The sequence below is a fragment of the Gordonia sp. BP-119 genome, from assembly GCF_016924115.1.
In the GTDB taxonomy this organism is placed as follows: Bacteria; Actinomycetota; Actinomycetes; order Mycobacteriales; family Mycobacteriaceae; genus Gordonia; species Gordonia hongkongensis.
Map to the genome: position 1 here is coordinate 87561 of NZ_JAFFZF010000010.1, position 21373 is coordinate 108933.

General features: G+C 68.7%; 18 protein-coding genes. 9 read left to right on the forward strand and 9 right to left on the reverse strand.

Going from position 1 to position 21373, the window contains the following annotated elements; all coding sequences use genetic code 11:
• Positions 1–20: 20 nt before the first annotated feature.
• The 4 genes from rsmA to JW364_RS08610 all read right to left on the reverse strand — a co-directional run bounded on the left by rsmA (position 21) and on the right by JW364_RS08610 (position 4165).
• On the reverse strand, positions 21–947 hold the full coding sequence (rsmA, locus tag JW364_RS08595; protein WP_205333085.1) for a 16S rRNA (adenine(1518)-N(6)/adenine(1519)-N(6))-dimethyltransferase RsmA: 927 nt from the start codon (positions 945–947) through the stop codon (positions 21–23).
• Positions 911–2062, reverse strand: a complete 1152-nt coding sequence (locus tag JW364_RS08600) for a resuscitation-promoting factor (protein ID WP_205333112.1) — start codon at positions 2060–2062, stop codon at positions 911–913. Before JW364_RS08600 ends, rsmA begins: the two co-directional genes overlap by 37 nt.
• Before the next feature lie 136 nt (positions 2063–2198).
• The gene (locus tag JW364_RS08605; protein WP_205333084.1) at positions 2199–3116 is read right to left on the reverse strand and encodes a TatD family hydrolase; all 918 of its coding nucleotides are present in this window, start codon (positions 3114–3116) and stop codon (positions 2199–2201) included.
• A gap of 215 nt (positions 3117–3331) precedes the next feature.
• Positions 3332–4165: a PhzF family phenazine biosynthesis protein gene (locus JW364_RS08610; RefSeq protein ID WP_065630887.1), complete on the reverse strand. Its 834-nt coding sequence runs from the start codon at positions 4163–4165 to the stop codon at positions 3332–3334.
• A gap of 181 nt (positions 4166–4346) precedes the next feature.
• On the opposite strand from JW364_RS08610, the gene JW364_RS08615 reads away from it, so the two are divergent.
• From JW364_RS08615 to JW364_RS08645, 7 genes are all read left to right on the forward strand, one after another.
• Entirely contained in the window at positions 4347–5069 is a 723-nt protein-coding gene (locus tag JW364_RS08615; protein WP_058251450.1) for an HAD family phosphatase, read from the forward strand.
• A complete protein-coding gene (locus JW364_RS08620) occupies positions 5066–7423 on the forward strand; it encodes a glycoside hydrolase family 65 protein (protein WP_165630310.1) in 2358 nt (785 codons plus the stop codon). Before JW364_RS08615 ends, JW364_RS08620 begins: the two co-directional genes overlap by 4 nt.
• Positions 7424–7650: 227 nt before the next feature.
• Positions 7651–8346 carry a HEAT repeat domain-containing protein gene (locus JW364_RS08625; protein ID WP_205333083.1) on the forward strand — a complete coding sequence of 232 codons (696 nt, stop codon included), beginning with the start codon at positions 7651–7653 and terminating at the stop codon, positions 8344–8346.
• 2 nt (positions 8347–8348) lie between these two features.
• Positions 8349–9338 carry a HEAT repeat domain-containing protein gene (locus JW364_RS08630; RefSeq protein ID WP_058251453.1) on the forward strand — a complete coding sequence of 330 codons (990 nt, stop codon included), beginning with the start codon at positions 8349–8351 and terminating at the stop codon, positions 9336–9338.
• 156 nt (positions 9339–9494) lie between these two features.
• Positions 9495–11069 carry a methionine--tRNA ligase gene (gene metG / locus JW364_RS08635; protein WP_165630312.1) on the forward strand — a complete coding sequence of 525 codons (1575 nt, stop codon included), beginning with the start codon at positions 9495–9497 and terminating at the stop codon, positions 11067–11069.
• 15 nt (positions 11070–11084) lie between these two features.
• Positions 11085–12308 carry an aminodeoxychorismate synthase component I gene (locus JW364_RS08640; protein ID WP_165630313.1) on the forward strand — a complete coding sequence of 408 codons (1224 nt, stop codon included), beginning with the start codon at positions 11085–11087 and terminating at the stop codon, positions 12306–12308.
• Positions 12309–12337: 29 nt separating this feature from the next.
• Positions 12338–13585, forward strand: a complete 1248-nt coding sequence (locus tag JW364_RS08645; RefSeq protein ID WP_165630314.1) for a helix-turn-helix domain-containing protein — start codon at positions 12338–12340, stop codon at positions 13583–13585.
• Here the strand turns inward: JW364_RS08645 and rsmI are convergent.
• Positions 13509–14453, reverse strand: coding sequence for a 16S rRNA (cytidine(1402)-2'-O)-methyltransferase (gene rsmI, locus JW364_RS08650; RefSeq protein WP_165630315.1), 945 nt, complete (start codon positions 14451–14453; stop codon positions 13509–13511). The two genes, JW364_RS08645 and rsmI, sit on opposite strands and share 77 nt — an antisense overlap.
• A gap of 29 nt (positions 14454–14482) precedes the next feature.
• Here rsmI and JW364_RS08655 point away from each other — a divergent pair, with 29 nt between their 5' ends.
• The gene (locus tag JW364_RS08655; protein ID WP_159371856.1) at positions 14483–16012 is read left to right on the forward strand and encodes a dolichyl-phosphate-mannose--protein mannosyltransferase; all 1530 of its coding nucleotides are present in this window, start codon (positions 14483–14485) and stop codon (positions 16010–16012) included.
• Between the two features lie 24 nt (positions 16013–16036).
• Here the strand turns inward: JW364_RS08655 and JW364_RS08660 are convergent, their stop codons facing one another.
• The gene (locus JW364_RS08660; protein WP_159370378.1) at positions 16037–16453 is read right to left on the reverse strand and encodes a DUF5313 domain-containing protein; all 417 of its coding nucleotides are present in this window, start codon (positions 16451–16453) and stop codon (positions 16037–16039) included.
• Positions 16454–16544: 91 nt separating this feature from the next.
• Between JW364_RS08660 and JW364_RS08665 the strand changes: the two genes are divergently transcribed.
• Positions 16545–17858: an aminotransferase class I/II-fold pyridoxal phosphate-dependent enzyme gene (locus JW364_RS08665; protein ID WP_159370377.1), complete on the forward strand. Its 1314-nt coding sequence runs from the start codon at positions 16545–16547 to the stop codon at positions 17856–17858.
• Between the two features lie 62 nt (positions 17859–17920).
• Here JW364_RS08665 and JW364_RS08670 read toward each other — a convergent pair whose 3' ends face one another.
• From JW364_RS08670 to JW364_RS08680, 3 genes are read right to left on the reverse strand one after another with little or no spacing between them, the layout of a single operon-like run.
• Positions 17921–19702, reverse strand: a complete 1782-nt coding sequence (locus JW364_RS08670; RefSeq protein ID WP_205333082.1) for a BCCT family transporter — start codon at positions 19700–19702, stop codon at positions 17921–17923.
• A 31-nt stretch (positions 19703–19733) separates the two neighbouring features.
• A complete protein-coding gene (locus JW364_RS08675) occupies positions 19734–20120 on the reverse strand; it encodes a GntR family transcriptional regulator (protein ID WP_205333081.1) in 387 nt (128 codons plus the stop codon).
• Positions 20121–20133: 13 nt separating this feature from the next.
• A complete protein-coding gene (locus tag JW364_RS08680) occupies positions 20134–21366 on the reverse strand; it encodes an arginine deiminase (RefSeq protein WP_065630176.1) in 1233 nt (410 codons plus the stop codon).
• Positions 21367–21373 lie beyond the last annotated feature (7 nt).

Below are 21373 nucleotides of genomic sequence, written 5' to 3' on the forward strand. Positions count from 1 at the left end.
TCAGCGACCCGGCGTCGAAATCAAGTCGTGCGCGCGAGGCGGACGAAGTCGTCGACGTCGAGCTTCTCGCCCCGCACACCCGGATCGATACCGGCCTCACGGAGCCGGCGTTCGGCCTCGGCCGCCGAACCGGCCCAGCCGGCCAGCGCCGAGCGCATCGTCTTGCGTCGCTGGGCGAATGCAGCGTCGATCGCGGCGAACACCTGTTGCCGCACAACGGGATCGGTCGAGTGGTCGTCGGTTCGTTCGATGCGGACGAGACCCGACTCCACCTTGGGTTCGGGCCAGAAGACGTTGCGCCCCACCGCACCGGCCCGGCTCACGCGACCGTGGTAGCGCGCCTTGACGCTCGGCACCCCGTAGGTGCGGCTGCCCGGGCCGGCGGCGAGGCGGTCGGCGACCTCGGCCTGCACCATCACGAGGGCGGTGGTGATCTCCGGGAAGAGTCCGAGCAGGTGCAACAGGACCGGCACCGACACGTTGTACGGCAGGTTCGCGACCAGAGCGGTGGGGACCACCGGCAGGTCGTCGCGCGTCACCTGTAGCGCGTCGGCGAGGATGACTTCGAAGTTGCCCTGCCGACTCGGGGCATACTCCGCGATCGTCGCCGGAAGACGTTCCGCGAGCACCGGATCGATCTCGATGGCGACGACCCTGCCCGCCGTCCCGAGGAGGGCGAGGGTGAGCGAGCCCAGCCCGGGCCCGACCTCGAGGACGGTGTCGTCAGGCCCGACCCCCGATGCCGCGACGATCCTTCGCACGGTGTTCGCGTCGTGGACGAAGTTCTGTCCGAGAGTCTTGGTCGGCCGGACGCCGACCTCCGCCGCGAGCTCCCTGATCTGTGCCGGCCCGAGGAGACGCGGAGCCTCGTCGGGCGCGCCGTCGGGTGAACCCGCTGTCGAGTCGCTGATCAGCGCAGGCCCAGCTTGGACGAGCAGGACGGCCATGCGCCCCAGCCCTGGACCGCCTGGGTCTTCTTCGCGATGGCGATCTGTTCTTCGCGGGTGGCGAGGTCGGCGCGCGGCGCGTACTCGAGTCCGCCCCAGCGTTCCCAGGTGTTCTGGTCGAACTGGACGCCGCCGTAGAAGCCGTTGCCGGTGTTGATCGCCCAGTTGCCGGTCGCCTCGCACGCGGCGAGCGCGTCCCACACCGACCCCGGCGGCACGAACGGCGCACCCGGCTTGGTGCCGATGCGAACGGTGGCCGCGACGGGCTCGCTGAGCACCTCGCTGGTCAGCTTGTCGCGCTTGACGACCCGGCCGTTCACGGTGGTCACCTTGTATGTGACACGCGCCTCGCCGGGCGTGCCCTTCTTCTCCACGACCTTGCGGTCGCGGACGAGGGTCGGGTCCTCTTTCTTGACCTCCGGCGGGGCGACCGGTTCCGTGAGCGTGACGTCCTCGGTCTTGATCCGGGTGACGACGATCTTGAGGTTCGGGGTGATCTTGGTGTCGGCGGCCGGGGTGACCTTGTCTTCGGCGCCCAGCGGGGTGCCGAGCGACTCGAGCAGATCCTTGACGGTATGCGCGGCGACGGTCGGGCGCTTGCGGGCCGGTCCGTCGACGAGGTTCACCGGCTTGGGCAGCGCGACCTCGATCTGACCGCCGTCGACCGGCAGTTCCTCGCCGAAGGCGGTCTCCTCGGCGGCGTGGGTCAGTCCGCGTTCGGCCATCAACTGGTCCACGGTCGAGGCGTTGGTGACGATGGTCTCGCGCTTGCCCTCGATGTCGAGGGTGAGTTCCTTGAGCTTGTTGACCTTGATGGTCTGGCCGTCGCCGAAGCCCGAGTCGGGTGCCGGGCTCACCTTGTCACCGTCGGCGGGCGCCAGCCCCTCCGACTCGAGGAGACTCTCGACGGACATCGCCATGGTGGACACGTGCCGGATGTCGCCGTCCACGTCGATCGCGACGTTCTTGTGCATGCTGACGCCCATGACCCCGCCGGCCGCGACGGTGGCGCACACGGCGCCGACGGCGACGCGGACACGCAACGACTTCGAGCCGTTGATCTTGGCGAACACCGAACCCGACGATGTCGGAGCGGACGGCTCCGGGTTCGACAGTTCGGGGTTTTGCAGCTCTGGGTTGGGCAGAGAAGACAAGGGCACGACATCCTGATAGGCAACACTGGCACCACGCCGGCCGAGTGGATCAGCACATCGGCCAGCTGGATCACAGTACGATAACGAACCGGCCAGATTATGGCAAAGGGATGCCGAAGACGCGCCGTGCGTTCGCCCCGAGGATGCGAGCCATCTCCTCGTCCGCCACGCCACGCACGGCCGCGAGGGCCCGGGCTGTGTACGGCAGACAATAGGACTGATTGGGCTGGCCACGGTAGGGATGCGGGGTCAGGAACGGCGCGTCGGTCTCGACGAGGATCTGGTCGTCGGGGACCAACTCGGCCGCGACCCGGAGCTCATCGGCGTTGGCGAAGCTCACAGTGCCGGCGAAACTGAGCATGAACCCACGCTCGACACATTCGCGTGCAACATTTCGGTCACCGGAGAAGCAGTGCATGATCACGGATTCCGGGGCGCCCTCCGCGGCCAGGACGTCGAGTAGATCCCGGTCGGCCTCGCGGTTGTGGATCATCAGCGGCTTGCCGACCCGCTTCGCGAGGTCGATGTGCCAGCGGAACGTCTCGTGCTGCACCTCGGGCGACGCACAGTCGTCGGACTTTCCGGGCCAGTAATAGTCGAGCCCGGTCTCGCCCACCGCGACGACTCGCGGGTGACGCACCATGTGCTCGAGCTCGGCGGCGGTCTCGTCGTTCAGATCGCCGGCATGCATCGGGTGCAGGGCCACCGCCGCGTAGACGCGAACGTCCCACTCCGCGGCGGCGACCGCCCACCGTGCATCGACCATGTCGTCGGCGACGGTGACCACATGGCCGACGCCGACGCCCTGCGCGTGGTCGCAGATCGCGCGGACCGTCTCGGCGTCGCGTCCGCCGCATGCAGCGAGGTGGGTGTGCGCGTCGACGAGGCCGGGCAGCGGCGCCGGGTCCGGTGGCGGTTCGCGTCGACGTCGCTTCTTGGCAGCCTTGTTGCTCAGGGTCTCGCCGCCACTCGTCTCGGGATCACCCTTGTCCGGGTCGCCAGGGGCGTCGCTCATGGCACCCACCTTGGCACAGCGCGCCGACACCATCCGGTGCGGTCGCGACATCGCTAGTGGTGTGTCTCGGAAATAGGTGGCCGGTATCCGGTGGAGCGATCGGTGGTCTGGCAAGGCGGAGGAGGGAGGGATAGCGGAGCTATCTCGACCGACGACAACGCAGCCAGGCGCCGATCGAGCGCCGGAGACCAGTCGCTTATTTCCGAGACACACCACTAGAGCGTCACGGTCCCCTCGATCACCGTCGTCGTGTCGCCACCGACCCAGATGTGCTCGCCGTCGTCGTGGACGTGGATGCGGCCGGCCCGACCGAGCGCCGCACCTTGCGCGGCGACGTAGGACGCCGGCGCCTGCCCGGTGGCACGCAACCACATGGCGATTCCGGCGTTGAGACTGCCCGTCACCGGGTCCTCGGGTACCCCGATGCCCGGAACGAACGCGCGCACCTCGCCGAAGACCTCTCCGTCCCCCGAGCCGTACCGCCCGAACAATCCGACCTTGTGATCGCCGAGGGCAGGGATGTCCGGGGTCACCTCGAGCACCCGCTCGCCCGATTCGAGTTGCAACACCATCCATTCCGGCCCGTTGTCGACCCACTCGGCCGCGCGGACCTCGGCCGTGTCGACCCGCAGCGCCGCGGCGACCTCGGTGACGACGGCGGCGTCGACGGGTCCGGACCGCCGCAACGGCGGCGCCGCGAAGGCCAGCCGTGCACCAGAGCGCCGCAGTCGCACGAGGCCGACGCCGCACTCCTGCACGATGTCCTCCCCCGCAGGCCGGCCGCCCGTCGTCAGCCAGGCATGTGCCGAGCCGAGGGTTGGATGCCCGGCGAACGGCAGCTCGCCGTCCGGGGTGAAGATGCGCAGACGGTAATCGGCGGCAGGGTCGGTCGGCGGCAGCACGAAGGTCGTCTCCGACAGGTTCGTCCAGCGCGCGAACGCGGCCATCCGGTCGTCGGGGATGTCGGTGGCATCGAGCACCACGGCAACCGGGTTACCACCGGTCTCGGTAGCGGAGAACACATCGATCTGAGCGAATCGTCGAGTCATCGGACCATCGTCTCACCTCCAGTTGTCGCCCGGTCAAAGCCTTTTCGGGCGCGCAGGCGTCGCCGGACGAACCGCTGTCCGGGACGACGCGTGCGATCGCGCGCCCGCGGCCGGCAGAAAACGCCCGGGGTGGCCACGCAAATCGCGCCGGAGTCGCCCGGGACGGGTAGCGTGGCGAAGCGTGTTGGGATTGCCAGATTCGATCACCGTCGCACTGTTCGACCTCGACGGGGTTCTCACCGAGACCGCGGTGCTCCACCGCAAGGCGTGGAAGAAGGCGTTCGACGCCTTTCTCGCCGCCCGTGCGGGCGGCGCAGACCACGCCGATTTCGTCGAGTTCACCGATCAGGACTATCTGGACTACGTCGACGGACGTCCCCGTGAGGACGGCGTCCGGGCCTTCCTCGCCTCTCGCGGAATCGACGATGTCGACGCGCAGACCGTGACCGCGATCGGAGACGGTAAGAACGACATGTTCCTGGTCAGCCTGGCCGAGGACGGCGGGCAGGCCTATCCGGGGTCCGTGCGATATCTCGAGGCGGCGCGCGACGCCGGTCTCCGGATCGCCGTGGTGACCTCCTCGAAGAACGGAGCAGCAGTGCTGGATGCGGCAGACCTGTCGAAATTCGTCGAGGTCCGGGTGGACGGACTCGACATCGTGTCGAAAGGCCTGAAGGGCAAACCCGCACCCGACTCGTTCCTCCTGGGCGCCGAACTGATGGGCGTCGAGCCCGCCGCGGCGGTCGTCTTCGAAGACGCCATCTCCGGCATCGCGGCCGGCAGCGCGGGAGCCTTCGGCTACGTCGTCGGCATCGACCGGGTCGGCGGCGGCCAGGCCGAGGCGATGCGTGCCGCCGGCGCCGACATCGTCGTGAACGACCTCGTCGAATTGCTCCCCGCATGACCGCCGAGCACGGCCACGACTTCGGCTTCGAGATCCATCCGTGGCAGCTGAAGTGGCGCGGTGGCGTCGATCTGGACATGTTGGGCCGAACCGAGACGCTGTTCGCACTGTCCAACGGGCACATCGGTTTACGCGGGTCCTTCGAAGAGGGTGAGCCGGTCGATCATCCCGGCACGTACCTCAACGGCTTCTACGAGCTGCGCGGCCTGCCCTATGCCGAGAGCGGCTACGGATATCCCGAATCCGGACAGACCGTCGTCAACGTGACCGACGGCAAGATCATCCGGCTGCTGGTCGAGGACGAGCCGATGGACCTTCGGTACGGGCGTACCGAGGAGCACGAGCGGACGCTGGACTTCCGGACCGGCACCCTGCGTCGTCACACGGTGTGGACCTCACCCACCGGCCGAAAGGTCCGCATCAAGTCCGAACGCCTCGTGTCCTTCACCAAACGCACGATCGCCGCGATCCGGTACGAGGTCGAGCCGGTCGACGAGGACATGAAACTCGTTCTGCAGTCCGATCTCCTGGCCAACGAGCCGGTTCCGGCACCGGGCAACGACCCGCGCCTGGCGGCGGCACTCGACGCCCCGCTTGTCTCCGACCTCGCCACCTGTCGCAACTACTGGGGCATGCTGGTCCACCACACCAAGAAGTCCGGCCTGCACATGGCGGCCGGCATGGACCACGAGATCTACTTCCCCGACAAGGCCGACACCTTCATCCGCGCCGACGGCGACCTGGCCCGGCTCACCATCGCGGCCAACGTGCCGAAGGGCAAGAGTCTCACCCTCACCAAGTACATGGGGTACGGCTGGTCGGCCCGACGCTCGGTGCCGGCGCTGCGCGCCCAGGTCGACGCGGCCCTCGCGATGGCGATGGAGACCGGTTGGGATTCGCTCAAGGCCGACCAGGTCCGGTACCTCGAGGACTTCTGGCGCGACGCCGACGTCGAACTCGACGGCGATCCGGAACTGCAGCAGGCGGTTCGCTTCGCGTTGTTCCATGTCCTGCAGGCCGGCGCGCGCGGTCAGTCCCGCGCGATCCCGGCCAAGGGTCTCACCGGCCCCGGCTACGACGGTCACACCTTCTGGGACACCGAGAGTTTCATCCTCCCGATGCTCACCTACACCGTGCCCGCCGCCGCCGGCGAGGAATTGCGATGGCGCCACTCCACCATGGACAAAGCGAAGTCCCGGGCCGCCGAACTGGGGCAACGCGGGGCCATGTTCCCGTGGCGCTCGATCAACGGCGACGAGTGTTCGGGGTACTGGCCCGCGGGCACCGCGGGCGTCCACGTCTCCGCCGACATCGCCAACGCCACCGCGCGCTATCTGCGGGCCACCAACGACGAGCAGTTCGAAACCGAATGCGGCGTCGAACTTCTCGTCGAGACCGCCCGGCTGTTCGCCGGCCTCGGGCACCACGATGTGAACGGCAAGTTCCGCATCGACGGGGTCACCGGTCCCGACGAGTACACCGCCGTCGTGAACAACAACACCTTCACCAACCTGGCGGCGCAACAGAATCTGCGCGACGCCGTGGCGGCGGTGCATCGCCGTCCGGATCTCGCCGAGCAATTCGGGGTCACGACCGCCGAGGCAGCGCACTGGGAAGCGTGCGCCGACGACATGACGATCCCCTTCGACGATGCGCTCGGCGTGCACCAGCAGTGTGAGTCGTTCACGTTGTTGGGCGCCTGGGACTTCGAGTCCTCGGTGGGACGCTATCCGCTGCTGTTGAACTACCCGTACTACGACCTCTACCGCAAGCAGGTGGTCAAGCAGGCCGACCTGGTCTTCGCGACCTACCTGTTCGGCGACGCCTTCACGCCCGAGCAGAAGCTGCGCAACTTCGACTACTACTATCCACTGACCGTTCGTGACTCGTCGCTGTCGGCCTGCTGCGAGGCGGTCACCGCCGCCGAGGTCGGTTACCCCGATCTCGCCTACGACCTGCTCGCCGAGTCCGTGTTCACCGACCTGCACGACCTGCACAACAACGTCAGCAGTGGCCTGCACATCGCGGCTCTCGCCGGTGCCTGGACCGACTGCGTGGCGGGTTTCGGCGGTATGCGCGACTTCGGCGGGAACATCACGTTCGCACCGCGGCTCCCGAAACGATTGACCTACATGTCCTTTCGCATGATCATCCGGGACTCGAAGATCGTGGTGGCCGTCGACAAGGAGAACGCGACATACCGGCTGCTGTCGGGTCCGCCGATCGACCTGGCGCACCACGGCGAGAAGTTCACGCTCGAGTCCGCGCCGATGACCATGCACATTCCGGAGCTGGAATACCGCGAACCGCCGAAGGCCCCGCCGGGGTGCGAACCGTATCGCCGGGAGATCTAGTGGTGTGTCTCGGAAATAGGTGGCCGGTGTCCGGTGGAGCGATCGGTGGTCTGGCAAGGCGGAGGAGGGAGGGATAGCGGAGCTATCTCGACCGACGACAACGCAGCCAGGCACCGATCGAGCGCCGGAGACCAGTCGCTTATTTCCGAGACACACCACTACATCTCAGCGCTTGACCTTCTCACTGTGTCAAGCGCTCAGATGGGTGGCGAAGGAGGTGGTCGACGATGACCGACCAGACAACCCACGCGTCCGACCCTGCCCTGCTGGCGGCGCTCGCCGCCGACGACGCCTCGACGAGGCTGCGGGCCGCGATGGCGGCGGGCAGCAACCCGCATCCCGGCTACGCCGGGGAGCTGATCCGACGCTGCGGCGTCGAGCCGGATTTCTTCGTGCGGGACATGCTGACCTGGGCCCTCACGCGGTTGCCCGCCGATCTCACGGTTCCCGGACTCGTGACCGAGCTGGGGTCGGCGTCCCCACAGGCGCGGGCCCAGGCCCTGCACACCCTGTCGAAGATCGGGGATCGATCGGCGTGGACGTCGATCACCGTCGCGCTCCTGCACGACACGGACGACGAGGTGGCGCGCGCCGCGTGGCGGACCGCCGTCGGCCTGGTCCCGTCCGGGCGGGAGACCTGGCTCGCGAACGAACTGGCCGGCGAACTCGGTCGTGGGAGCACGGACGTACAGCGGAGTCTGAGCCGTGCCCTGGCCGGGCTCGGGGGCTCTGCCGCCGGACCATTGACCGCCGCGAAGAAGCGCGGTGATCTGACGGTACGGGCACACGTGGCCGCCACCGAGCGGTTGATCGACGACCCGGACAGCGACTTCGCCGCTGCGTTGGAGTACGCGACACGGTTGGTGAACAGCGATGCCGCGGCGGAGGATTCGTCGACGATCGAGTCAGAGGACGGTACATAGCGGTGCTGATCGGCGAGGTGGCGCGGCATACCGGCCTGAGCAACCGGATGCTGCGCCACTATGACTCGCTCGGACTCGTCCGGCCAACGGGCCGGACGTCGGGCGGTTATCGCGAATACTCCGACGCCGACCTCGAGCGGCTCATGCATGTCGAGAGTCTCCGCTCGCTCGGACTGTCGCTGCGGGAGGTGGGACTCGCGCTCGACGACCCGGAGTTCGCGCCGGACTCGCTCATGGACCGGCTCGTCGACGACACGAAGGCGAGGATGGCCGCCGACGCGCAGCTCCTCGAGCGCCTGCAGCATGTCCGCGCCACGGGCGCCGCCGACTGGTCGTCGGTGCTGGGCGTGATCGGTCTGCTCCGTGCGGTCCAGTCCGAACTCGCGGCCCTTCGTCAGCAGGCCGCACTGCTCGCCGGGGAGGTGGGCGTGTCCGGGGATTCGCTGGCCGACGCGCTGCTGGCCGAGACCGATCCCAACGTCGCCGGCGCGCTGCGCTGGGCCCTCGCGCAGCGGCCGGGCGGCGTCGAGCGTCTCGCCACCGGCGCGTCGGACCCCGACCCGTCGATCCGACGCCGAGCGGTCACCGCCCTCGCCGCCGTCGACGAGACCCCGGAGGTCGCCTCGGTGTTGCGCGGCCTGCTCGACGACCCCGACACCGTGGTCCGACGCATCGCCGCCCTGACCCTCGGGCGTCGCGGCGTCGCCGCTGCGGTCGATGCACTGGTCGAGCTCATCGCAGCCGGCGACCGGGACGTCGAGGCCGCCGAGATCCTCGCCGGCCACGAGGCACATCGAGAGCGGATCGTCGACCTGCTCGTCGACCGCCTGGGCGCCGACCCGGACGCGGCCGTCCGATCGAGGCTGGTGCAGGCGCTCGCCGAAATCCCCGGTACCGCATCGACTTCGGCGCTACAGGTGTACATCCATGATGCCGACGACATGGTCGCCAGGACAGCGGTCGTGATTCTTGACCAGCGGCCGGTGGACTGAGCGACAGGTTTCATGAGCCGCAAACCCACCCCATTTCGGTGAACCCACGTCCACACCGGGCCGTGGGTTCACCGAAAAGGGGTGGGTGTGAACCGACCGAATCGGCCGGACCGGAATTGGGTCCGGTCGCGCGCGGTCGGTAGTCTGTTGGGCACTATGGCACCCGATCTGACCAGCCCTGATCCGTCCGGCGCGTCCCACGGCGGCGGACGCCCGTACTACATCACCACCGCGATCGCCTACCCCAACGGCGCTCCGCACATCGGGCACGCCTACGAGTACATCTCCGCCGACGCACTCGCGCGGTTCAAGCGGCTCGACGGGTTCGACGTCCGGTTCCTGACCGGCACCGACGTCCACGGGCAGAAGATGCAGCAGACCGCCGCCGCGGAGGGCATCCCCACCGCGGAACTGGCCAAGCGGAACTCCGACCGATTCCAGGCCCTGCAGGAACGCCTCGGGTCCAGCTTCGAACGCTTCATCCGCACCTCCGACGAGGACCACAAGCGGGCGTCGGAGGAACTGTGGAAGCGGATGAGCGACCGCGGCGACATCTACCTGGACAAGTACTCGGGCTGGTACGACGTCCGCGACGAGACCTTCTACGCCGAGGCGGACACCCGGGTCGACGAGTCCGGCGACCGCGTCGCGACCGACACCGGACACGTGCTCACCTGGACCGAGGAGGAGACCTACTTCTTCCGCCTCTCGGCATACCAGGACAAACTCCTGGAGCTCTACGAGTCCCAGCCGGACTTCGTCGGCCCCGACGTCCGGCGCAACGAGGTCATCAGTTTCGTCAAGGGCGGTCTCACCGATCTGTCGGTGTCGCGCACGACCTTCGACTGGGGCGTCCCGGTGCCCGGCCATCCCGAACACGTCATGTACGTGTGGGTCGACGCCCTGACCAACTACCTCACGGGCGTCGGATTCGTCGACGACCCGGAGGCCTTCGCGCGCTTCTGGCCGGCCGACCTGCACATCATCGGCAAGGACATCATCCGGTTCCACTGTGTCTACTGGCCCGCGTTCCTGATGAGCGCCGGCGTCGAACTGCCGAAGCGGGTGTTCGCACACGGATTCCTGTTCAACAAGGGCGAGAAGATGAGCAAATCGGTCGGCAACGTCGTCGACCCGGAGAACCTCATCGACGAGTTCGGGCTCGACCCGGTGCGGTTCTTCTTCCTCCGCGAGGTGTCCTACGGGCAGGACGGTTCGTACTCCGCCGAGGCGATCGTGTCGCGCATCAACGCCGACCTCGCCAACGAGTTCGGCAACCTGACCCAGCGCACCTTGTCGATGATCGGCAAGTACTTCGACGGCACCCTGCCGGCACCGGGCGAACTCACCGACGTCGACACCGCGCTTCTCGCGCGTGCCGACTCCCTGCTCGACGCCGTGCGGGCCCACATCGACAACCAGGCCATCCACCTGGCGCTGGAGACCTTGTGGGCGACGCTGGCCGAGACCAACCGGTACATCTCGGCACAGGAACCGTGGAAGCTGGCCAAGACCGATCTCGAGCGCACCGGCACGGTTCTCTATGTCTGCGCCGAGGTCGTGCGCATCGTCGCACTCCTGAGCCAGCCGGTCATGCCGGAGTCGTCCAACAAGATCCTCGATCTGCTCGTCGCCGACGTCGATCGTCAGTTCACCGCGGTCGCGAGCCGGCTGGAACCCGGAACCGTGCTGCCGAAGCCGACTCCGGTGTTCCCGCGATACGAGAACTGACCTCGCACACTCCGTATGGTCGCGTCGAACGGGGTGGGATCTGCGTTGCCCGGCCCGGTCGCGGCAGCGCCTGCGCTCGACGTGCTCCGCGCCCTGCACGCCGAGACCGCCGCCCGTCGCCTGCCGCAGCCGGCCGCGCTGATCGGTGACTGGTACGACGCCGACGCGGTCATCGCACCGTCGGTCGCACTGACGCCCGGCTGCCTCCCACCCGACGATCCCGACCGGTTCTGGTTCGGCTACCTCGGGTTCCCGGTGCGGCCGGACGAGGCGTCGTTGCCCGCGAACGTCGGCGGGCACACCGACGGCGTGCTCGTGCTCCGCGACGGCCGATGGGAGTGCGTCGGGACCGGCATCCCAGACTGGGCGATGGCGACCGTCCGTGCCGCCGGCGACCGTTCCTCGGCCCGGCCGAGCGCCACCACCCCATCGTCGGCGACGGAATGGCATGCCCCGGAGCGGGTTCCGCACCTCGCCGCCATCGAGAGGTGTCTCGACGCGATCCGGGACGGCGAGGTCTACCAGGCCTGTGTGTGCACCCGTTTCACCGGCACGCTCAGCGGCGACCCCGTCGACTTCTTCACCGAACTCGCGGGCGCCACCGCACCGGCGAAAGCCGCTTTCCTACAAGGAGACTGGGGAACAGTGGCGAGCCTGTCGCCGGAGACGTTCCTGCGCCGGACCGGCAACATCATCACGTCGTCGCCGATCAAGGGCACCCTGCCCGCACACGCCGACCCCGACGCGTTGGCAGCGTCGGCCAAGGACATCGCCGAGAACATCATGATCGTCGACCTGGTCCGCAATGATCTGGGACGCATCGCGGTGACCGGCAGCGTGCGGGTACCCGAGCTCCTGTCGGTCGTGCCCGCCCCGGGCGTCTGGCACCTCGTCTCGCGGGTGGAGGCCATCGTGGCACCGGGCACGGGCAACGACGCCGTTCTCGCGGCGACGTTCCCGCCGGCGTCGGTCACCGGCACCCCGAAGCTGCGGGCGATGGAGTTGCTCGACGACTGGGAGGCCGATGCCCGCGGCGTGTACTGCGGGGCCATCGGCATGGCCGGACCCGACCGCGCCCTCGACCTCAACGTCGCCATCCGGACCGTGGAGATCGCACCCGACGGGGCCCTCGCGCTCGGTGTCGGCGGTGGGATCACCATCGACTCCGACCCGGCTCGGGAATGGCAGGAGTGCCTCGACAAGGCCGCGAGCATCGTGGGGTCGCGCGGATCGGCATGATCGAGTGCCGCTTTGGGTACGATTCCGCCATGACTGTGCCCATCCGGTCGTCCACCGATCTCGCGGTGCTCGATCGCGATCTGCGCCGTGACCACGATGCCTTCATGTCCGGCGGCACCCCGCGTGCCGAGGTCCCGGGGGATGTCGTCGAATCATGGGGTCGTGTCCGGTCGGGTCGACACCGGTCCACCGTCGACACGCACAATCCGGGTCACATCTCTGACGACGAACTCGAGACGCGCCGGGCCACGCACCCGCTCCGGGACGCGGTGCAGCCGCTGCAGCGTCTGTTCGCCCAGTCCGCGGACGACGCGTCGATGACCCTGGGCGTGTTCGACGCGGACGGCGTGCTGCTGTGGCGGGGAGGTTCCGCGTCCGTTCTCCCGGAGGCCGATCGACTCGACCTCGTCGAGGGCAGCCGCTGGGACGAGAACTCCACCGCGACCACGGCCGTGGGCCTCGCGGTTCATCTCCAGCGCCCGACCCGGCTGTTCGGCGCCGAGCACTACTACAGTTCGCTGCACGGACTCTTCTGCACCGCGGTGCCGGTGCACGACCACCGCACCGGCGACATGATCGCCATCGCCGGCCTGGCGGGCCCGGCCATGGAGATGCAGCCGGCGGCATCGGCGTTCACCTCGGCGCTGGCCGCACTCGGCGAACACGAGATCACCCTCGCCCACCAGCGAGAGCTCGCCGAACTCCGGTTCTCCGGCCAGGCGCAGTTGGCCGGCCTGCACGGACCGGGACTGCTCATCGACGACGACGGGTGGGTGGCCGAAGGACGCGGCTGCACCCCGCCCGTGCGCGTCGCGGTGCCGACGGACGACATGCGTCAGTTCGTGCCGGGACTGGGGATCTGTGTGGTCGAACGTCTCGGCCGCGGATGGCAGGTCCGTCCGGCGGGTCCGTCCGGCCCGGTCCTGGCCGAGCTCTCCCTCGACGGTGAGCCGACGGTCACGGTGACCGGCGACGGTGAACCGTGGCGCACCGTCCTGACCCGTCGCCACGCCCAGATCCTGCTGTTGCTCGCCGACGCCGGCGAGCAGGGCCTCACCTCACAGCGGTTGAGCCAGCTGCTCTTCGGCGACGACAGCCACACGGTGAGCGTGCGCGCCGAACTGTCGCGGCTGCGCCGGGTGGTCGGCGCGCTCGTCTCGAGCCGCCCCTACCGCCTCGCGCCGCGGGTGGAGTTGCGCGTCAGCCCGGATCAGCTCGACGTCTTTCGAGCACCTGCTGGTAGACGTCGCGTCGAGAGGCAGCGGAACCTTGCGTGACCGCGGCGCAGGCGTCTTTGAGGCGCATGCCGCCGGCTACGAGTTCCTCGGCTCGATCGGCGAGGTCGTCGATGTCGGGTTCGGCCGCGACGGCACCCGCGATCACGACGGTGATCTCGCCGCGGACGCCCCCACTCGCCCATTCCGCGAGTTCGGCGAGTCCGCCGCGCCGGACCTCCTCGTAGGTCTTGGTCATCTCACGGCACACCGCCGCGCGACGGTCCGGACCGAGGATCTCGGCCGCGGCCGCCAGCGTGTCGGCGAGCCGGTGCGGTGATTCGAAGAAGACCGCGGTCCGGGGCTGGGACACCAGTTCACGCAGCCACGCGGCCCGTGGGCCGGGCTTGCGGGGAGCGAACCCCTCGAAACAGAACCGCTCGGAGGGCAAGGCCGACACCGCGAGGGCCGTCGTCACCGCCGACGGCCCGGGCAGTGCCGTGACCGGTAGTCCGGCGTCCGCGCATGCCACGACGACGCGGTATCCGGGATCGCTGACCGACGGCATCCCGGCGTCGGTGATGAGCAGTACGGTCTGCCCCTCGGCGATCGCACTGACGAGACCCGGCGTACGGGCGGCCTCGACCTGGTCGTAATAGCTGACCAACCGTCCGCCGATCTCGACATCGAGCGCCGCGGCCAGCGCACGGGCGCGACGGGTGTCCTCGGCGGCGACGATGTCCGCGGTCCGCAGCGCCGCGCGCAGACGCGGCGAGGCGTCGTCGACCTGTCCCATCGGGGTGGCCGCCAACACCAGCCGGCCGCGCGCGTCCGACGAGTGACCGGGACCGGGATCGGCGTCCCCGGTGACGTCGCGAGACACGGTCGTATCGTCGTCGAGCTGGGGCGAGTCGGACTGGGCGGCGTTCATCGACAGCCAGCTTACGAGGGACCACTAGGATCGATCGGGTGCCACCTCGCCTGGGCCCGGACGTGCCCGCACCGCTCTTCGGTGCCCCCGACCGCGGGCGTGGACTCCTCGTCGGCGTGGTCATCGCATTGCTGGCCACCATCACCCGCTTCTGGGCCCTGACCCACCCCACCGACAAGGGCACACCGGTCTTCGACGAGAAGCACTACGTCCCGCAGGGCTGGCAGGTGCTGACCGGCGGCAACTGGATCGAGGACAACCCGGCGTACGGCCTCGTCGTGCATCCGCCGGTCGGCAAGTGGATGCTGGCCGCCTCGGAGGCGGTCTTCGGTTACGGACCGCTCGGATGGCGCGTCGCACCGGCCATCTCGGGCGTCCTCATCGTCGTGTTGATCTACTGTGCGGTTCGTCGGCTCACGCGTTCGACGCTCGTCGGAGCGATCGCGGGTGTGTTCGCGATCTGCGACGGCGTGCTGTTCGTGCAGTCGCGGATGGGCATGCTCGACATCTTCCAGACGCTGTTCATCGTGGCCACCTTCGCCGCGCTCGTCGCCGACCGCGACCAGGTCCGGGAGCGTATGGACCGCGTGTACCGCGAGGGCCGCATCGCCGACAGTCCCTTCGGGCCGCGCCTCGGCTTCCGGTGGTACCGGTTCGTCGCCGGCGTGATGCTGGGGCTCAACTGCGGCACCAAGTGGTCGGGCATCTACTACGTCATCTTCTTCACCGCACTGGCGATCGGCTTCGACGTCGCCGCCCGCCGGGCGTACCACGTGCAGCGCCCCTGGGTGGGCACCCTGGTGCGCGACGTCGTACCGAGCGGCGCGAGCCTCGCGGTGATGCCGGTCGTCATCTACTTCCTGACCTACCTGCCCTGGTTCAACAGCGAGACGGCCGTCTACCGCTATCAGGTGGGCAACACGATCGGTACCGACGGACCGTTCGCCTGGGTCCCGGGCGCCTGGCGATCGCTGTGGTACTACGAGTCGGGAATCCTCGAATTCCATTCGGGGCTGACCAATTCGGCGGGCAACCAGCATCCGTGGGAGTCCAAGCCGTGGACGTGGCCGATGAGCCTGCGCCCCATGCTCTACGCGCTCGAGAACGGTCCCGACCAGTGCGGGGCGGGCGAGTGCGTGCGCGCGCAGATGCTGATCGGGTCACCGGCTCTCTGGTGGTTGGCCTTGCCGATGCTGCTGTGGGGACTGTGGTCGTGGATCGTGCGGCGTGACTGGCGGTACGCGCCGGTCCTGGTCGGCTACCTCGCCGGGATCCTGCCGTGGTTCCTCGCCCTGGACCGGCAGATGTACTTCTTCTATGCGACCGTGCTGGCGCCGTTCCTGGTGATGGGCCTCGCGCTGTGCTGCGGCGACCTGCTGCGTTCGGCCGCGGCGACGGCCCGCGCCCGGCCCGAGCGTCGGGCCCTCGCGATCATGGTGGTAGCGATCTACGTGGGTCTGGTCGTCACCAACTTCGTGTGGTTGTGGCCGATCCTCACCGCTTCCCCGATCTCGCCCGGCCTGTGGCGGCAGCAGATCTGGCTTCCGAGCTGGGGCTGAGCAACCGTGACGCGGCCTGGTCCCCTACCGGGAGACGGACACCGGCCGGCCGTTCTCGCCGCGGTATTTCCGGTGGTACTCGGCGTACAGGTCGGCGTTCTTCACACGATCGACGGCGTTGACGAGCTCGGGGTCCAGTCCGTGCTGGACCAGTCGGTAGCGACGGTAGACCCGGTTCAGTGCGATGGAGAAGAACAGGTACGACAGCAGGATCGGCATCGTCATGGTGATCCGCACTCCCCACGGGGCGGGGACGAACAGCATCGGCAGCAGGAGCAGGATGCACGGTATCGACCACCGGGCGACCATCCGCACGGACGCACCGGGGCCGGCGAGGTCGTTGCCGACCCAGTCCGTCATCGAGGCCGGCAGTCGGCCGCCGTACCAGTAGGCGACCTGGCGCCCCCAGGCCGGACGGGCGGATTCGGGACTTCGGTTCATGGCGCACAACTCCTGATCTCGGTGCCGTGCGACCACCGTAGCATTTGTCCTAGGACAAAAGAACGTGATCTTGATCAGCAGGGAGGTCGTGGTGAGCGTCGTGATCACCGGGCAGACGGTGCAGGCCATCGTCCAGAGCGTGCGAGACGCCATCGTCTCCGGTCGTCTGCGACCGGGCGACTCATTGCCGCCGATCCGTGAACTCGCAGCCGAGTTGGGAGTCAACCGCAACACCGTGGCCGCTGCGTACCGGCAGCTCGTCTCGGTGGGCGCCGCGGACACCCGCGGTCGGGGCGGAACGGTGGTCGCGGACCGGCTCCGCCCCGGCAGTGAACTCGCCGCTCCCGCGGACACCATCGACCTCGCCGATGGCAATCCCGATCCCGATCTCCTGCCCGACCTGCGCGCCGCGATCGCCGCGGCCCCCTACCGACCGACGATGTACGGAAGCGCCGCGGTGGCGCCTGCACTGCGGGAGGCGGCGTCGGTGCTGTTCGGGGAGCACCCGCAACGGGGGGAACTCATCGCGACCCACGGAGCCGTCGACGCGATGGAGCGGCTGCTGAACACCCACCTCGTCCGCGGCGACTGCGTCGCAGTGGAGAATCCGTGCTTCCTCGCCAGCGTCGGCACGATCCGCGTCAACGGGTACCGCGCGCTGCCCATGGAGCTCGACGAGCACGGCATGCGCCCCGATCATCTGGCGCGGGCGCTCGGTGCGGGCGCCCGAGCGGTCATCGTCACCTGCCGTGGTCACAACCCCGGCGGGATCGCCCTCTCCGCGGCTCGTGCCGATGAACTACGGACGGTTCTCGAGCGATACCCGGAGGTGCTCGTCATCGAGGACGACCACTTCTCACTCCTGTCGGTTCGCGACTATCAGCGGGTGATCCCGGACAACAGCCGACACTGGGCGGTCGTCCGGTCCGTCGCGAAATTCCTGGGTCCGGATCTGCGGGTCGCGCTCGTCGATGCCGACCCGACCACGGCCGCCGCGCTCGACGCCCGGCTGCGTTCCGGCCGCCCCTGGGTCAGCCACCTGCTGCAGACCACCGCGGCGCACCTGCTCACCGATCCGGCGACGACCGCGCTCATCGCCACCGCACGCCTCGAATACGCCCGTCGCACACGACTTCTCATCGACGTGCTCGATGCCCGGGGGGTGGCGTCGACCATGGGACCGCCCGACGGGATCAACGTGTGGGTCGACCTCCCGCCCGAGGTGCCCGCGGAGCGGGTCGGCGTCGAACTGGCGCGCCTGGGGTGGGCCGTGCAACCCGGGACGGTATTTGCCGTCGACGGGGCCGAGCAGCGAAATGGTCTGCGCGTCACCACCTCCCGGCTCGACCGGGCGACCGCGAAGACCTTCGGCACAGCGCTCGCCGGGGCGGTCGGACAGGGCTGAGGACCCACCGACCCGACGACGACTCACCCACCGGGATCGGTTGCCGACCCCGGTGTGGGTTGTCACACCGTCGGTCCGGTCAACCGGTCGGTGCCGTGAGTGCCTTTGTCCCGAGGCTCGTCGTCCGACCCCGGGTCGACCGTCGGCTCGGCGGGCGCCGATCCGTTTGCCTGGTCGACGTAGTCGGGGTCGATCTTCTCGAGGTGTCGTATCGCGTCGGCATCGATCGCCTCGAGCTCCCCGGTCGCGATGGCGTTGGCCTGTTCCCGGACATGCTCGTCGACCTGAGCGGTCAGCACGTGGCGGGAGACGATCAGCGGATCGTGTCGGAGGTCGAGATAGAGCGACAGACACATGCCGATCATCACCACGACGAACGGCAACGCGGCGATGATCGCCATCGTCTTGATGCCGTCGAGGGCGTCGTCGCCGCTGATGGCCAGCAGCAGCGCAGCCACGACACCGGTCAACACACCCCAGAACACGGTCAGGGGACGCGACGGGTGTTCGACGCCGCGCTGCGAGAGAGTGCCCATCACGAGGGACGCGGAGTCGGCGCCGGAGACGAAGAAGATGCCGACCAGGATCATCACCAGCGCCGAGGCCACCCCGGTCCACGGCAGGTGGGCGAGCACGTCGAACAGCGTGCTCTCACTGGCCGCGGTGGCCGGATCGAACGCCAGGGTGCCCTCGATGTCCTGATGGATCGCGGTACCGCCGAAGACGCAGAACCAGACCAGCGAGACCGTCGTGGGTACCACCATCACACCGATCACGAACTCGCGGATGGTGCGGCCGCGGCTGATCTTCGCGAGGAACAGACCCACGAACGGGGTCCAGGACACCCACCACGCCCAGTAGAAGATCGTCCAGTCCGCCAGCCACTGATGACCCTCCTCGGTCATGATCGTGGCGTCCGAGCGGGCTGCGAAGCTCGTCAGATCGGTGAAGTAGGCGCCGAGGGTCGTCGGCAGCAGGTTCAGGATGAAGATCGTCGGTCCGACGACGAACACGAACAGAGCCAGCACGATGGCGAGCACCATGTTGATGTTGGACAGCCACTGGATGCCGCGCGCGATCCCCGACACGGCCGACGCGACGAACGCGGCGGTGAGGATGGCGATGATCGCGACCAGCAGCATCTTCGTCGGCTCGTTGACCCAACCGAGGGTGTCGAGTCCCGATCCGATCTGCAGCGCGCCGAGGCCGAGTGATGCCACCGTCCCGAACAGCGTCGCGAAGATCGCGAGGATGTCGATGATCTTCCCGCCCGGGCCGTTGGCCACCCGCGGTCCGAGGAGCCGGGTGAACACCGCACTCATCAACTGGGTCCGGCCCAGCCGGTACGTGCTGTAGGCCAGCGCCAGCCCGACGACCGCGTACATGGCCCACGGGTGGAAGCCCCAGTGGAACATCGTCGTCGCCATGGCCGCGCGGATGTCGTCGGAGCCGATCTCCGGTGGCGGACTGGCGAAGTGGTAGAGCGGCTCGTAGGCACCGAAGAACATGAGGCCGATGCCCATGCCGGCACTGAACATCATCGCGATCCAGCTCACGGTGCGGAACTGCGGCTTCTCCCCGGTCCGGCCGAGCGGAATCCGGCCGTACTTGGACACGGCGAGGAACACCGCGAAGATCACGAAGCCGGTGGCGGAGAGGATGAACAGCCAGCCGAGGTTCTTGGTGATCCAACCCAGCACCTCGGTGGTCGTCGTGTTGAGACTCTCCTTGTCCCCGATCCCCCAGATCACGAACGCGATGACCAGTACCGCGGTGACTGTGAAGACCACCGGGTCCAGTGTCTGCTTCGGACGCCCGGTGATCACATCCTGTTCACTTGTCATTCGTCAAGCCAATCAATCTCGGTTCAGGTATTCAAGTTCGTCCGAGCGCACGGTTGAGTATCTCAACGATCACGGGATCGTCCAGGCCCAGCTCGCGAGCGGTTTCGACGTACTGCTTGGCAGCCGCGAAACCCGCGTCGAGCGCATCGTGGCGACCCGCCTTGATGAACGAGCCCTGCCGCCCGCGGGTCTCGATGACGCCGGCCGCCTCGAGTTCCCGGTAGCTGCGCGCGACGGTGTTGGCGGCCACGCCGAGTCGCGAGGCGAGCGCCCGGACCGTCGGCAGACGTTCGCCGCTGAGCAGCTCGCCGGACTCGATGAGGTCGATGATGCCGACTCGTACTTGTTCGAAGGGCGGCCGGTCGGAGGCCGGGTCGATCTGCAGTGCGTCGAGCGCGGCCGGGGTGTCGGGGGTCACCGAATGCTCCTCCTCACCGGGGATCACGGGCCAACGGACACGACATGCACCGCGGCCCACCGCGGCCCGATCCCAGTTCCCGACCCTCGATCTCGATGACCTCGATGCCCGAGTCCCGGAGTCGCCGGTTGGTCTCGACGTTCCGGTTGTAGGACACCACCACCCCGGGCGCGAGGGCGAGGGTGTTGTTGCCGTCGTCCCACTGCTCCCGCTCGGCCGTCACCGGGTCGAGCCCGGTGTCGATGACACGCAGTTTGGTGATGCCCATCGCCTCGGCGGCGGCGTCGACGAAGGGCCGCTCCCCGGTGATCCGGACCGCGTCGGTCGCGGCGTCGTGGACGAGGGTGAACGCGGACATGGTGTCGCGGATGTTGGGATACATCACCACGGCGTCGGTGTCGACCATCGTGCAGACGGTGTCGAGGTGCATGAAGGCGCGCGACTGCTCGATCGGCACCGCCAGCACGGTGTGCGCCAGGTGGTCGTCGAACAGACTGCGCGCCAGTGCTTCCGCCCCGGCGGGCGTCGTCCGTTCGCCGACCCCGACGGCCACCACACCGGCGGCGAGCAACAGCACGTCACCGCCTTCGATGGGCGCGACCTGCGACTCGTAGGCCCGCCGCGCCCCGGTGAATCGCGGGTGGTGGGCGTAGATGAGATCGGTCAGTGACGTCTCCCGCGCGCGGGCGGGAAGCGCGAGCGAGGTGATCGCGAACCGGCCGCCGATCCAGAACGAACTGTCGCGGGTGAACAGCAGATTCGGCAGCGGTTCGATCGCGAACTCGGGTCCGTGGTGCATCCGACGCACGAGCGAGGACCGCTCGGCAGAGGGTGTGATCGGCAGCTCGTCGAACGTCATGCCGGCCGTCAGCACGTACGCGAGGTCGGTCGGCGACAACCCTCGCAGATGGGTCGCGAGATCTTCCGCGAGGTGTGTGCCCAGCCGCCGCGCGCTCACCGCCGCGGCGATGCCCTGGATGCGGGCCGCACCGCTGTGCGCGATGGTCTCGGCGAGCAGGTCACCGAGGAGATAGACGTCGGTTCCCCGCTCGCGCAGCACCTCTGCGAAGGCGTCGTGCTCCTCCTGCGCACGCCCGACCCACGGCAGCCCGTCGAACAGGAGCTGGTCGCTGTTGCGCGGGGTGAGCCGACGCAACTCGTCGCCCGGGCGGTGCAGCATGACCGCTCGCAGGGTGCCGACCTCCGAGTCGGCGCCGAGCGCGTAGTCGTAGGCGGGCGCGGTCATCGCTCAA

What these genes read in the sequence shown, in the direction of transcription:
- rsmA (WP_205333085.1), bottom strand. Translation starts at nt 947, where the DNA reads ATGGCCGTCCTGCTCGTCCAAGCTGGGCCTGCGCTGATCAGCGACTCG.
- JW364_RS08605 (WP_205333084.1), bottom strand. Translation starts at nt 3,116, where the DNA reads ATGAGCGACGCCCCTGGCGACCCGGACAAGGGTGATCCCGAGACGAGT.
- JW364_RS08610 (WP_065630887.1), bottom strand. Translation starts at nt 4,165, where the DNA reads ATGACTCGACGATTCGCTCAGATCGATGTGTTCTCCGCTACCGAGACC.
- JW364_RS08620 (WP_165630310.1), top strand. Translation starts at nt 5,066, where the DNA reads ATGACCGCCGAGCACGGCCACGACTTCGGCTTCGAGATCCATCCGTGG.
- JW364_RS08625 (WP_205333083.1), top strand. Translation starts at nt 7,651, where the DNA reads ATGACCGACCAGACAACCCACGCGTCCGACCCTGCCCTGCTGGCGGCG.
- metG (WP_165630312.1), top strand. Translation starts at nt 9,495, where the DNA reads ATGGCACCCGATCTGACCAGCCCTGATCCGTCCGGCGCGTCCCACGGC.
- JW364_RS08640 (WP_165630313.1), top strand. Translation starts at nt 11,085, where the DNA reads ATGGTCGCGTCGAACGGGGTGGGATCTGCGTTGCCCGGCCCGGTCGCG.
- JW364_RS08645 (WP_165630314.1), top strand. Translation starts at nt 12,338, where the DNA reads ATGACTGTGCCCATCCGGTCGTCCACCGATCTCGCGGTGCTCGATCGC.
- rsmI (WP_165630315.1), bottom strand. Translation starts at nt 14,453, where the DNA reads ATGAACGCCGCCCAGTCCGACTCGCCCCAGCTCGACGACGATACGACC.
- JW364_RS08660 (WP_159370378.1), bottom strand. Translation starts at nt 16,453, where the DNA reads ATGAACCGAAGTCCCGAATCCGCCCGTCCGGCCTGGGGGCGCCAGGTC.
- JW364_RS08670 (WP_205333082.1), bottom strand. Translation starts at nt 19,702, where the DNA reads ATGACAAGTGAACAGGATGTGATCACCGGGCGTCCGAAGCAGACACTG.
- JW364_RS08680 (WP_065630176.1), bottom strand. Translation starts at nt 21,366, where the DNA reads ATGACCGCGCCCGCCTACGACTACGCGCTCGGCGCCGACTCGGAGGTC.